Annotated in this window: 12 protein-coding genes; 3 read left to right on the top strand and 9 right to left on the bottom strand. The window is 35.0% G+C overall.

Going from position 1 to position 13713, the window contains the following annotated elements; all coding sequences use genetic code 11:
- Window positions 1-819, top strand: a complete 819-nt coding sequence (locus tag FA048_RS04570) for a glycosyltransferase family 2 protein (RefSeq protein WP_136839020.1) — start codon at window positions 1-3, stop codon at window positions 817-819.
- Here the strand turns inward: FA048_RS04570 and FA048_RS04565 are convergent, their stop codons facing one another.
- From FA048_RS04565 to FA048_RS04530, 8 genes are all read right to left on the bottom strand, one after another.
- Window positions 820-1779 (bottom strand): GDP-mannose 4,6-dehydratase, encoded by a 960-nt coding sequence (locus FA048_RS04565; protein WP_136839019.1) that lies wholly within the window; start codon window positions 1777-1779, stop codon window positions 820-822. It lies immediately after the preceding gene.
- Window positions 1776-2900 carry a glycosyltransferase family 4 protein gene (locus FA048_RS04560; protein WP_136839018.1) on the bottom strand — a complete coding sequence of 375 codons (1125 nt, stop codon included), beginning with the start codon at window positions 2898-2900 and terminating at the stop codon, window positions 1776-1778. Before FA048_RS04560 ends, FA048_RS04565 begins: the two co-directional genes overlap by 4 nt.
- A 28-nt stretch (window positions 2901-2928) precedes the next feature.
- Window positions 2929-3741, bottom strand: coding sequence for a class I SAM-dependent methyltransferase (locus FA048_RS04555; protein ID WP_136839017.1), 813 nt, complete (start codon window positions 3739-3741; stop codon window positions 2929-2931).
- The gene (locus FA048_RS04550; RefSeq protein ID WP_136839016.1) at window positions 3731-4660 is read right to left on the bottom strand and encodes a nucleotide-diphospho-sugar transferase; all 930 of its coding nucleotides are present in this window, start codon (window positions 4658-4660) and stop codon (window positions 3731-3733) included. Before FA048_RS04550 ends, FA048_RS04555 begins: the two co-directional genes overlap by 11 nt.
- A 277-nt stretch (window positions 4661-4937) precedes the next feature.
- Window positions 4938-7946, bottom strand: coding sequence for a translation initiation factor IF-2 (gene infB / locus FA048_RS04545; protein ID WP_136839015.1), 3009 nt, complete (start codon window positions 7944-7946; stop codon window positions 4938-4940).
- A gap of 71 nt (window positions 7947-8017) precedes the next feature.
- Window positions 8018-9253: a transcription termination factor NusA gene (nusA, locus tag FA048_RS04540; protein WP_136839014.1), complete on the bottom strand. Its 1236-nt coding sequence runs from the start codon at window positions 9251-9253 to the stop codon at window positions 8018-8020.
- Between the two features lie 4 nt (window positions 9254-9257).
- Window positions 9258-9722, bottom strand: a complete 465-nt coding sequence (gene rimP, locus FA048_RS04535) for a ribosome assembly cofactor RimP (protein WP_136839013.1) — start codon at window positions 9720-9722, stop codon at window positions 9258-9260.
- A 323-nt stretch (window positions 9723-10045) separates the two neighbouring features.
- Entirely contained in the window at window positions 10046-10477 is a 432-nt protein-coding gene (locus FA048_RS04530) for a hypothetical protein (protein WP_136839012.1), read from the bottom strand.
- Window positions 10478-10640: 163 nt separating this feature from the next.
- Between FA048_RS04530 and FA048_RS04525 the strand changes: the two genes are divergently transcribed.
- Window positions 10641-10988, top strand: a complete 348-nt coding sequence (locus tag FA048_RS04525; RefSeq protein WP_136839011.1) for a phage holin family protein — start codon at window positions 10641-10643, stop codon at window positions 10986-10988.
- A 236-nt stretch (window positions 10989-11224) separates the two neighbouring features.
- Here the strand turns inward: FA048_RS04525 and FA048_RS04520 are convergent, their stop codons facing one another.
- Window positions 11225-12367 carry an acyl-CoA dehydrogenase gene (locus FA048_RS04520; RefSeq protein ID WP_136839010.1) on the bottom strand — a complete coding sequence of 381 codons (1143 nt, stop codon included), beginning with the start codon at window positions 12365-12367 and terminating at the stop codon, window positions 11225-11227.
- Between the two features lie 181 nt (window positions 12368-12548).
- Between FA048_RS04520 and FA048_RS04515 the strand changes: the two genes are divergently transcribed.
- The gene (locus FA048_RS04515; RefSeq protein ID WP_136839009.1) at window positions 12549-13634 is read left to right on the top strand and encodes a helix-turn-helix domain-containing protein; all 1086 of its coding nucleotides are present in this window, start codon (window positions 12549-12551) and stop codon (window positions 13632-13634) included.
- Window positions 13635-13713 lie beyond the last annotated feature (79 nt).

Raw genomic sequence — 13713 nt, 5'->3', positions numbered from 1 at the left:
ATGGATCCATTGATTTCTATCATCACCATCAATTATAACAATAAAACTGGGCTTCACAAAACAATTAAAAGCGTAATTGATCAAACCAATAAAAACTTTGAATTTATTGTAATTGATGGAGCTAGTACCGACGGAAGCACAGCATTGATAGCGCTTTACCAAGAACATTTTACCTATAAGGTGAGCGAACCTGATAAAGGAATTTATCAGGCCATGAATAAAGGGATTAAAATGGCGAAAGGCCAGTTTCTTTTATTTTTAAATAGTGGTGATACTTTATCAAACAGCACCATACTTCACCAAGTGACACCTTATTTATATTCTTCTACTGGTATAATATATGGTAATTCTGCCTATCTTGAGCCCAATGGCAAAGTTATTCGGACTTATCCAGATGAATTAAGCTTTGATTTTTTCTTCTCTCAAAACCTTTCTCACCAAGCTAGTTTTATAAGAAAATCTTTATTTACGGAGCTATTTCTTTACAATGAAGATTACAAAATTGCATCAGACTGGGAATTCTTTATGTATGCCATTTGCAAAGCAAATATAGCTTATCGGCATATTGATTTAGTTATTTGCGATTATGATGTGTCAGGAATTTCATCCATTACGACAAATCATAAAGTCATGAATGAAGAACGACGGTTGACTTTAGAAAAGTATTTTCCACTATTCATTAAGGATTATGAAAAAATGAAAGTATTCAATTCTAAAAGAGGAAGACATTTTCTATATATCCAAAAACACAATTTTGCTTATAAGATTTTAAAAGGAATGATGAATCTCATCCTCTATTTTCTACCAAAGGCAAAATAACTACTTGCTTACATTAGCCAATTCTTCTGCAATTAGGAGATCTAGGACTTGATAAAAACTAAAATCATAATCCCATTCTAATTCGCGTTTCGCTTTCGCATTATCTCCATAAATGTTCTGAATTTCATTAGGTCGATAGAATTTTGGGTTGGCAACACATTTATCCCTGGATATACCTAAAGCACTAAAAACATGATAAATAATTTCCCTTAAACTGATGGATTCTCCAGAACACACCAGATAATCACCTGGTTTATCTTTTTGGAGCATTTTATACATAGCTTCTACATAGGCTGGAGAGTAGCCAAAGTCACGCTTAACATCAATATTTCCAACTTCCAAATGAGTTTGATTACCTAAGCTAATCTGGATACTTTGTTGAATTACTTTTTTGACGAAAAAACTATCATTCCGTAAATAGGATTCGTGATTAAACAGAATTCCACAGGCAATATACATTCCGTAGCTTTCACGATAATTTGTACACGTAAAGTGCGCAGCGACTTTAGAAGTGGCATACGGACTCAAGGGATGTAGAATGCTATTCTCGGTAATTGGAAGTTGATTTACCTTCCCACACATTTCGCTGCTACTAGCCTGATAAAAACGAATTTCCTTATTAATGGATTTAATACTCTCTAGCAGATTAAAAACACTCAATGTATTGAATTCGAAGGTGGTAATTGGCTCTTCAAAAGATAGTGAAACAGAGCTCTGTGCGGCTAGGTTATAGATTTCATCAGGTTGGTATTTTATGAGGATAGTTCTAACTTGCTCGATATCCAGCAAATTACATTTTACAAGCTCAACTTGCTCCTTAATTTTAAGATAAGCTAAACCCGCCCAGTTTGGTTGATCGTTCCTCACTAAGCCAATTACTGTATAGTTATTTTTCAATAATAACGCAGAAAGATAGGCACCATCTTGTCCTGTTACGCCTGTAATAATCGCTACTTTCAATTTGATTTGATTGAATTAAATATCGAAATGCATTCTTTCGCCGTTTTCTCCCAACTAAATTTTTCGCATTGAGCAAGACCCTTCTGCTTAAATTCTTCCCTTAACTCATCGTTAGCTAAAATAGCAGAAACCTTTGTCCTTAGATCCACTTCATCTTCCAGTTCAAAATAAATTCCCGCATCTCCTGCCACTTCTGGGAATGAGCTATGGTTTGCTAGAACCACTGGGCATCCGCAACTCATTGACTCTAGAACGGGAATTCCGAAACCTTCATATACAGATGGGAAAACAAAACATTGGGCATTGACATAATACGTTGCCAACTCTACATCTTTAAAATTCCTTTGGATAACCTGTTCAGCAACACCATGGCTGCAAATTAAAGCTAATTCTTCCGCACTAAATTCATTCCCGCCAGCACATACCAAATATAAAGCTGACTGTTCTTTTAGAATGGGCGCAATAGCTTTAAAAAAGAAATCAAAATTTTTATAATGTGCCCGATTTCCTACAAACAGAATATAAGATTTTGGTAAATCCAAATCTAAAATAGAAGTGGCATCAATACTGCCTGCTAAATGAACCACTTCAATTTTTTCTGATGGCGTATTTGGATAAAATTTTAGAATATCTTTTTTCGTACTACTTGAAATCGCGATAATCTTAGTTGCCTTCTCAATCAGTTCTGCTTTATGATTTAAGGCCAGATCATCTGATTTAAAATAAGTAGGAAAAATTTCATGGATCAGGTCATAAACATTTAACACATATGGTTTATCACCAATAAGAGGTAAAAAGTAGGGGTCGTAATAAGTGGGGACAAATAGATCAAATTGTTTACATGCTAAAGCATTAACTATGTTTTTTCGATTTTGCCTTGCTGCATATCTATTTCTTCTTTTTTCCGAAAATTTAAACATGGCGATGAGTTTTAACCTTTCCATAAAACTCATCCCTTTCGCTATCTTTTCGTTATAGTGGATATTTTTTGTTAGAATAATTGGGCAAGTTGCTTGATGATTCTGGCTTTGGTTAAGTTCATAAATCAATTCGGTAAAATATCTAGAAATACCTCCAAACTTTTGCATGGAAAAAATCTGACCGTCAAATAAAATTTTCATTATTCTTTATGATGTAATGAGGTTGCAATTATTTCAATTTATTTTTAATCACTGTCCAATCTTTTTGTAACAAGGTTTCACGTTCTGGATTTTGGGTTAAATCGTATTTTCTCACCATTTTCCTCATTTTACGAATTAAGAAAGGATCTCTTTTCTTCTGAAACGGATTACCTGTCAACTTTTTCTTGGTGAACAAATGTACCCCATGTCCATCGGTATAAAAATTGTATCCGAACTGGTTGCCTATATGCTCTAAAGCCTTTGCAGTAAATAAAGCAACATGCTGTCCAGTTTCAGGGATAAAATACCACCAATCATCTACGGACTTTAGTGGTGTTGCGGGCTGCAAAACGGTACTTAAAATGATGGTGTCTGAATAGGATGTCATAATTTTAAAGGTCCCAACTGGATCAGGAAGGTGTTCAAAAACTTCAAATGCCGTGATGGCTTCGAAGGTTGAATCCGCTGGTAAGTCACTCTGTTCAAAGTATTCTGCAAATAAATTTTTACAATGAATATCCGTATGATAAAAGTTAAACCCTTTATCTCTCATTTGCCTGGTAAATATTCCATATCCACCTGCGTAATCTAAGAATTGAGCATTGGGATCGAAGTAATGGTTAAGAATTGGGATTACTATTTCACGTAAACCTTCATTTCTGGAAACTAATCCAATATCCAACTTTGTTATGGCTGATGAGTAAGCTTCCTCTAACCAATAAGGTTCTTCTGTTTGGATAAATCCAGTTTCGCTGCATTGATAATACTTGATATCATGTTTGTTAAGTACTTTAGCAGTAAACAATAGAGTAGTACTACCACCAGTTATTTTACTTTTCATTATTTCTAATTGACTTTTTTATAGCTTTCCATGTTTTTGAAAATACATTCTTCTTTTTCATTGGAGGAATATAAAATTCTTTTTGTTGGGTGTAAATATCAGCCTCTACATTTTGTGTTTTATCTGATGGATAAATTATTTCGGTTATCGAACCTAGGTCTTTATTTGCTAGTGGATGATCTCCAAAAGTATGCGTTCCTTGTTCACCAATACCAATGTTCTGCACCAAATTTACATTAGGCATGATGGATAAGTAGTGTTTCGATAAATTCAAATAAGCATATTGATAATCCCAGGTATCTATTTCCCCTTGAGCAACTTTAGTGAAAATTTCCTTCCACTTTAAAGCAAAATTTTGGTGTGCTTTAAAACCAGTAAAACCCTGATCAAAATTTACTAAAGTTTTAATTTGGAAATCGTAATCTTTCCATACTCTTCTCCAACTTGCCCATCCCCAAACATGGGTTAAATCTGAATAATAATAGCTTCCATCTCCACGGATAATCCCATCTTGAAAGTTTGATCCACTAATGTGACCTATTGTTTCATCATCTTTAAAACGATTTAACAAAGTACTACAAAAAGCAAAGAAACTAGGTTCTGGCAAACAATCATCTTCTAAAACAATGCCCATTTCTTCTTGCTCAAAAAACCAGGTAATCCCTTCACTCACCGCTTTGCCACAGCCTAAATTATGTTCCCTAAATAAAGTTTTAAGTTCACAATCCCAATCAATCGTCATAGCAAGCGCCCTTACATCGTTACAAATTTTAGCTTCAGCTTCGTTTCTTGGACCATCTGCGGCAATATATAATCTTTTAGGTTTAACAGCTTTAATGCGATTTAACACCTGAACAGTAAGTTCTGGCCTATTGAATACCAATAAAAGAATAGGGGTATGCTGATGATAATTCAACATATCACTGAAGTTTGAATATATCCACAAAAAAAACATTATTTTTTTGATCAATCAATCGCATAAGCGTTAAGTCTTCACCTTGTTGACTATAACTAATCTGCGCATAGCTTAGTTTTTTGCCAAAAATTTTTCTGATGAATTTTTTCATATCCAAATATATTCAAATTTTATAAACACAAGCATTGATTAATGCAACGTGTATTTAAAGCAAGTTGGGTAAATGTTTAGTTAATAAAAAAGCGGCCCTTGAGCCGCTTTAATTATTTAAATATTTTGATTAAAGTTTTCGTTTTACCTCTACTTGTTCGTAAGCTTCAACAATATCGCCTACTTCAATGTTGTTAAAGTTTTGGATATTTAGACCACATTCGTAACCTTTAGATACTTCCTTAACATCATCTTTGAAACGTTTTAACGAAGCCAATTCACCTGTATAAATTACAACACCATCACGTACGATACGGATTTTACTGTTTCTAGTAATCTTACCATCTAATACCATACATCCTGCAATGGTACCAACTTTAGTAATTTTAAAGGTATCTCTAATCTCAACGTTAGCCACAATTTTCTCTTCGAATTCTGGAGCCAACATACCTTCCATTGCCGCTTTAATCTCATTGATTGCATCGTAGATAATTGAATATAAACGAATATCAATTTGTTCAGCCTCTGCTAATTTACGGGCTCCTGGCGAAGGGCGTACTTGGAAACCGATGATGATTGCGTCTGAAGCAGATGCTAATAATACATCAGATTCTGAAATTTGACCTACTGCTTTACCAATAATATTAATTTGGATCTCTTCAGTAGATAGTTTCAATAATGAATCGGCAAGTGCCTCGATTGAACCATCCACGTCACCTTTAACAATTAAGTTTAACTCTTTAAAGTTACCAATTGCCAAACGACGACCAATCTCATCCAAAGTAATATGTTTCTGTGTACGTAAACCTTGCTCACGCATTAATTGTAAACGTTTATTCGCAATCTCTCTAGCCTCTACTTCACTTTCCATTGCGTTAAACTTATCACCCGCAGTTGGAGCACCTTGCATACCCAATACCTGTACCGGTACTGAAGGTCCTGCTTCGGCAACTTTTGCACCACGTTCGTTAAATAAAGCCTTCACTTTACCACTATAACTTCCTGCCAAGATTGGGTCTCCAACTCTCAGTGTACCAGCTTGAACTAGTACTGTTGTTACGATACCTCTACCTTTATCTAATGTTGCTTCGATAACTGTACCGGTAGCACGTTTGTTAGGATTAGCTTTTAATTCTAATAATTCTGCTTCTAATAGTACTTTATCTAATAGCAAGTCTACATTTAATCCGCTTTTGCTTGAAATTTCTTGGGATTGGAATTTACCACCCCAATCTTCAACCAAAATATTCATTACCGATAATTGTTCTTTTACCTTATCTGAATTAGCTCCTGGCTTATCAATTTTTGTAAATGCAAATACCAATGGAACACCTGCAGCTTGAGCATGATTAATTGCTTCTTTAGTTTGTGGCATCACCGCATCATCTGCAGCGATAACAATAATTGCAATATCAGCTACTTTTGCACCACGAGCACGCATTGCTGTAAAGGCTTCGTGACCCGGTGTATCTAAGAAGGTAACTTGTTTACCAGAGTTTGTAGTTACTTTATAAGCACCAATATGCTGTGTAATACCACCTGCTTCACCAGCTACCACATTTGCTTTACGAATATAATCTAGCAATGAGGTTTTACCATGATCCACGTGACCCATTATCGTAACAACAGGCACTCTTGTTTCTAAATCTTCAGCTGCATCCTCTTCTTCAATTACGCTATCAGCCTCTTCATCAGCTTTTACAAACTGTATTTCATAGCCAAATTCATCAGCAACAATTGTTAAAGTCTCAGCATCTAAACGTTGGTTAATAGAAACGAACATACCTAAACTCATACAAGTACCAATAATTTTGGTTACTGGTACATCCATCATATTGGCCAATTCATTTGCTGTAACAAATTCTGTAACCTTTAATACTTTAGACTGTAATTGTTCTTCTGCTGCTGCTTCTTCTGCAGTTAACGCAACATCATCACGTTTTTGACGACGTAATTTTGCTCTTTGTGCAAACTTACCAGACTTACCTGCTCCACTTAAACGAGCAAGTGTTGCTTTAATCTGATCTTGTATTTCTTTTTCTGTTGGTTCTTCTTTAGGCCCGCCTGATGTTGGTGCACCTGGTCTAGCATTTCTAAAGTTTGGACGACCACCAGCTGTATTGTTAGTATTATTTCTAAAATCCGGTCTGTTTGTAATTGGGGCAGCGGTACCTGCAGGACGAGGAGCTTGTTGACCTTGTTGCTGCTGAGGTTGACTTTGACCGCCTTGATTACCTTGACCTTGTTGAGGTGCATTTGGACCTCCAGGAGTCTTTTTACGTTTACGCTTCCGTTTAGCTGCTTCACTATCTCCTGATGAAGCTACTGGTTGATTTCTACGGTCTGGCGTTGTTGGCAAAACAATTTTACCAATAATATTTGGACCTGATAATTTTACCGAGCGAGCTTTAATTACTTCATCTTCTGCTGGAACTTGCGCTACCGGAGGAGTTGCTACCACTGGTTCAGGAGCTTTAGGTTTTTCTTCAACCTTAGTTTCTTCAACTGGTGCTTTTACTTCCTCAACAGGAGCAGGTTTTTCCACTACTGGTACTTCTTCAGCTTTCGGTGCTTCCACTTTAGGAGGCTCAACAACTGGTAAAGGCTCTTTTTTAGCTTCAACAACCGGTGCAGGTTCTTCTTTTTTTACAGGGCGAGTTTTAGGATTTAAATCGTTAAGATCTATTTTACCTACAACTTTAACGCCTGGTAATGAACTTTCTTCTGCTGGTGCAGTTTCTTTAACAGGAGCCTCCGCAACTGGCTCAACTGGTTTAGCTTCAACAGGTTTTTCTTCCTTAGGCTTCTCAGCGGGAGGAGTATATGAATGAAGGTTTTTGATTAAAATCCCCTCGTTTTCAAAATCTTGTTTTTTTCTAGGCACCTCAGGAGCTTTCTCAGCTACTTCGGGTTCATCACGACGAATTTTACCTATAACTATCTGATTGGCTTCTTCTTTTACGATTTTATCCCCCTGAAACTCTCTCATCAATGTATCATACATATCCTTAGAAAGTTTTGTAGTGGGCTTATTTTCCACAGCAAAGCCTTTCTTACCAAGAAAATCTACCGCTGTAGCAATTCCTATGTTAAGCTCTTTAGCTGCTTTAAATAAAATTATGGCTTTGTCGTCTGACATCTATTATCCTATTATTTACTAATTATATACAAAAGTAACGTTTATTCCTTGTTTATTCAAGCATAGAACGTTTATTCAAATTCCGATTGAAGAATACCAATTACTTCTTTAATTGTTTCTTCTTCTAAGTCGGTACGTTTTACTAATTCATCTACTGATAAAGCTAATACACTTTTTGCTGTATCGCAACCAATTGCCTTTAACTCATCAATTATCCAGCTATCAATTTCATCTGAGAATTCTTCGATATCCACATCTTCATCTTCTTCACCTGCTTCACGATAAACATCAATTTCATATCCAGTCAATTTGCCTGCCAATTTAATGTTATGACCACCACGACCGATAGCTAATGAAACCTGATCTGGTTTTAAGTAAACTGAAGCATGTTTTGTAACATCATCTAATTTAATAGATGTGATTTTTGCTGGGCTTAAAGCACGTTGAATGTATAATGAAACATTGTTCGTGAAGTTAATCACATCAATATTTTCATTTTTTAATTCTCTCACAATACCGTGGATACGAGAACCTTTCATACCAACACAAGCTCCTACCGGATCAATTCTATCATCATAAGACTCAACAGCAACTTTAGCACGTTCTCCTGGTTCGCGAACAATTTTCTTAATGGTAATTAAACCATCAAAGATTTCTGGAACTTCGATTTCGAATAAGCGTTGTAAAAACTCTGGCGCAATTCTAGAGATGATAATTTTTGGAGTTGCATTAACCATGTCAACTTTAGAAATTACAGCACGAACTGAATCTCCTTTTTTGAAATAATCTGCAGGGATTTGTTCTGTTTTAGGCATCATTAATTCGTTGCCCTCATCATCTAATACCAAAGTTTCTTTTTTCCAAACTTGGTAAACTTCACCTGTTACAATCTCACCAACTCTATCTTTATATTTTTTGAAGATTTCGTCTTTCTCTAACTCCAAAACCTTAGAAACCAAAGTTTGACGAGCAGCTAAAATAGCTCTACGTCCGAAACTTTCTAAAGTAATTTGCTCAATGTAATCATCACCAACTTCCATATCCGCATCTAATTGCTTTACTTCAGCAAGTTCAATTTCTAGATCATCATCTTCAGAAAACCCATCTTCCATCACTTTTCTGGTTCTCCAGATTTCCAAATCCCCGTTATCAGGGTTTACAATTACGTCACAGTTTTCATCTGTTCCATATTTTTTACGCAACATACTGCGAAATACCTCTTCCAGTACACTAATTACTGTAGGGCGGTCGATATTCTTGAAGTCTTTAAACTCTTGGAATGAATCGATTAAGTTAATATTGCTCATTTTTCTATTTAAATGAAATTAAAACCTTTGTTTCTACTATATTATTAAATTCAATTTGGGTTTCTACCAGTTGAACTTTTTTACCTTTTTCTTTTACTTTTTCTTCTACACCTATGGAAGCATCGTTAACCGAGAGCAACTTACCTTCTTTCACTTTACCATCTGCTAGCTTAACGCTTAAATCTCTGCCAATGTTTTTAAGATATTGACGATTTAATTGAAGTGGCTCACCAACACCTGGAGATGAAACTTCTAAATTATAGGCCTTATCAATTGTATTTTCTTCTTCTAAATGAAAACCAACATGTCTACTAATTGCTGCACAATCCTGAATGCTTATGCCTTCATCACCATCTACATGGATAATAAGTTTGTTATTTGGCAGCATCTTGATAGCTACTAAAAACAGCTCAGGCCTGTCTGCAATCTTTTCCTCTACGAGTTCTTTAACTCTTTTTTCTACTTGCATATCCTAATTTGTTGCAAAAGAAAAAAGGGGACTCTGTCCCCTCTTCTTCCTCTATTACCGTGCAAATGTACGAATTATTTTTTCAAAAAAAAAGTTATACCTATTTCTAATTTAGATGTTTAATAAAAATTATCCCAATTTGTATTTTCATTGACAGTTATTGTTGTGTTAGTATCTAATAAGCGAATAAAGGCAACCAACATTGTAAAATCCTAAATTAATTTTCAAGGCAATCCATACTTTATTTTTTGAATAAATCGTATGCCCCTTTAATATAACGCAGTTAGTAGAAAGCTAGAAAATAATATAGGCCAAAGTATAAATTATCGTCTTAAAATTTGTTGCTGAGTTTTTACTTTATGTCCAACATTTGATTTCACAATCTCTTCGCTTCTAGCAAACTGCGCATTCAACATTGTTTCTACAAGATATACTTTCCCTTTCACGAATGGAGTTTTTGGTGTAAAAACCAGGCTATCGCCTATAACATCTAATTTTCCAGGCCAATTAATTTCCATACTTGTTGAATCATCGTCTTCTGGTGTTTGCAACACAGAAACCAGCTCTTGATAAATCGTGTCTGTTTTAATATTATTCTTAATCTGATATAAACTAGCCTCATTAATAGCTCCAATTATAATTTTTGAGCTATCTGCAGAAAACTCAATTAACAATGGCTTACTATTTGTACTATTGCAAGCAAATAGCAACCATAAAAGATTTAAGGCTATTAAAATTCTTATTTTGTTAAACATCTAACTAAATTAACATGATGAACCCGACATAATTAAATAATTATTAAACATAGAGTAGCTGAGCCTGCGATCTCTTAGCATATAATTAAAATGAGCGACAGATGAAATGATTATTTATTAATCAAAGGCTCCATTAGATCGCTAAAAGCATAAATATAAACAGATGAAACTTATTCTCGAAATTTTACTAATGGGCTTGGCAATGATGCTTGGAGCTTACATTGTTCCTGGAGTTTCCGTTGATGGCTTTGGAAGTGCTATTATTGCGGCTGTTTTAATTGCATTAGCTAATGCAACTATCGGATTAATTTTAAGAGTTTTTACTTTTCCATTAAATGTATTAACACTTGGTTTAATCTCTTTTGTTATTACTGTCTTAATGATTTTATTGGTAGACAACTGGATGACAGGTTTTAATACTTCCGGTTTCTTAGCCGCTGCTATTTTAGCAATTGCAGTATCATTAATTAAGATGATATTAGATTCTTTATTTGGAACGAGCAAGAATTAACTCGGACTTAAAAAAGATGCATTTTCACCGTCGTGTCTACGTCAACTCACCGTCGGTTGACCGTCGAAAAGCCCATATCGACGGTCAACCGACGATATACGGACGGCATACCGACGATCAACTGATATTAAATTGTACTTTCGGATTGAAAGAAACAACCTAATTAACCACAAAAGCCACAAAGATTTTTTTCTTGTGGCTTTTATATTTTCGCTTTAAGCTTTGGTCTGTTAGCATCACTTGCTTAAAATACTTCTGCTGATAACCATTTTTTGGATTTCTGAAGTACCCTCATAAATCTGAGTAATTTTTGCATCACGCATCAATCGTTCTACATGGTATTCCTTCACAAAACCATAACCTCCATGTATTTGTACAGCTTCTACAGTAACATCCATAGCAACTTTACTTGCAAAAAGTTTAGCCATAGAACCTGCCAATGTATAAGATTTTCCTTGGTCCTTTAACCAAGCTGCCTTATAAACCAACATACGTGCGGCTTCAATGTGAGTAGCCATATCTGCCAATTTAAAAGCAATAGCTTGATGATCTGAAATCGGTTTACCAAAAGATTTTCTTTGTTTTGAATAGTTAAGTGCTAATTCATAAGCTCCTGCAGCAATGCCTAAAGCCTGCGCAGCAATACCAATTCTACCACCTTCTAATGTTTTCATTGCAAAAGAAAATCCAAATCCATCTTCTCCAATTCTATTTTCTTTTGGGACTTTTACATCATTAAACATTAATGAATGGGTATCAGAGCCTCGAATTCCTAGCTTATTCTCTTTCGGTCCAATGGTAAAGCCAGGTGTTCCGGCTTCAACAATAAAAGCATTAATTCCTTTATGTCTTAATTCTTTATGGGTTTGCGCAATAACTAAATAAGTGCTGGCTGTACTTCCATTAGTAATCCAGTTTTTAGTACCATTCAACAAATAATAATCTCCCATATCTTCAGCGGTAGTTTGTTGAGATGTAGCATCTGAGCCTGCTTCTGGCTCTGATAAGCAGAATGCACCAATTTTTTCTCCTGAGGCTAATGGCTTTAAATATTTTTCTTTCTGAGCTTCGCTACCATAGGCTTCAAGTCCATAACAAACTAATGAATTATTTACAGAGACAACCACAGAAGCTGATGCATCAACTTTAGAAAGTTCTTCCATTACCAATACATAAGAAACAGCATCCATGCCGCTGCCATTATATTTGGGACTAACCATCATCCCTAAAAACCCAAGTTCTCCCAGTTTTTTTACCTGTTCCGTAGGGAATTTTTGATGTTCATCTCTTTCAATAACTCCAGGCTTCAACTCCACTTGTGCAAAATCTCTCGCAGCCTGTTGTATCATCAGTTGTTCTTCACTTAACTCAAAAAGCATAATAATAATTTAAATAAGGTTAGATTTTCCAAATTTAGTATTTCTATTTGAAATTACTATGCAACCATAGTAATTTTTATAATAAAATGCCTCCTTTTACTATTCTGACAATATTTGGCGTTCCAAACCACGATTATTAGTTAAAAACGCTACGTTAGCGTAAGATTGTTATTTTTGTTAAATGAACCTGGCTCAACAAATATTGTTTTTCTTTAGTGCTTTAGGAGCATTTAACGGTTTTATCATCAGCATCTATCTGCTCTCTTTCAAAAAATCAAAATCAGTTACTTCTTATTTTTTAGGCTTATTGCTCTTGGCACTTTGCTTAAAAATCGGTAAATCTTTTATTTTTTACTTCTATCCAACCTTACCGGGGATCTATATCGAAATAGGTATTTTAGGGAGTTCTTTTGTAGGCCCTTCTCTTTTCTATTTTATTAAATCGGCATTAGAACAAAATTCTAAAGTGAGTGTCCTACAGAAATGGACGTATCTATTTTGGGCCTTGGCAATTGTAATTCCCAGTATCATTATCCCTTTTGATAGCCGACCCGATATATGGAATAATTATATCGGAACAATAATTTCTGTCCAGTTTACCGTGTATATTTTATTATCTGGTTGGCTGCTCAGAAATGTTTTTACTAGGCTTTTTACCGCTAAAGAAAAGATCTCATCAACAGAAAAACTATTGCTATCTGTATTTATAGGTAATGTAATAATCCCGGCTACCTACAAATTATCTGTTTTCACTTTTTTTAATGGCCCTTGCATTAGCGGCGCCTTATTTTTCTCACTTATTCTTTACCTGAACGTTTTCTTATTTATTAGCAGAAGGAAAACCAGCAATCTTTTTTCGAACGTCCAAGATTCAGAGCGATACGCCAATAAAAAAATTGGGGGAGAGCAGGCACTTACTTTAACAGAAAAACTCAAGCGAATTATATCAGAACAAGAACTCTATAAAAATCCTGATCTGAAATTAAATGACCTTGCCAAAAAAATAAATATTTCAAGTCATCAATTATCACAGCTACTTAACGATAATTTAGGCAAAAGCTTTGCTGCTTATATTAATGAATATCGTATAAATGAGGCTTGCCAACTGATCGCTACTAATAATGCCATTAAGTTAGAAGCTATTGGATATGAAGTTGGTTTCAACTCTAAATCTACCTTCTATACTGCTTTCAAAAAACTTAAAAATACAACGCCAACGCTTTACAAAGAATCACTGGGGAGTACTCAGCCAAGTCTGAATTTATAATTCCGAACTCCTGATTTTAAGAATCAAAACCTCTTCCACACTTGAGCTAAATACATTTGGGATATTCAAAAACCCCAAA

The sequence above is a fragment of the Pedobacter polaris genome (assembly GCF_005116505.1).
Classification (GTDB): Bacteria; Bacteroidota; Bacteroidia; order Sphingobacteriales; family Sphingobacteriaceae; genus Pedobacter; species Pedobacter polaris.
The sequence above is the reverse complement of the archived record's forward strand: the minus strand, read 5'-3'. Positions and strand labels throughout refer to the sequence as shown.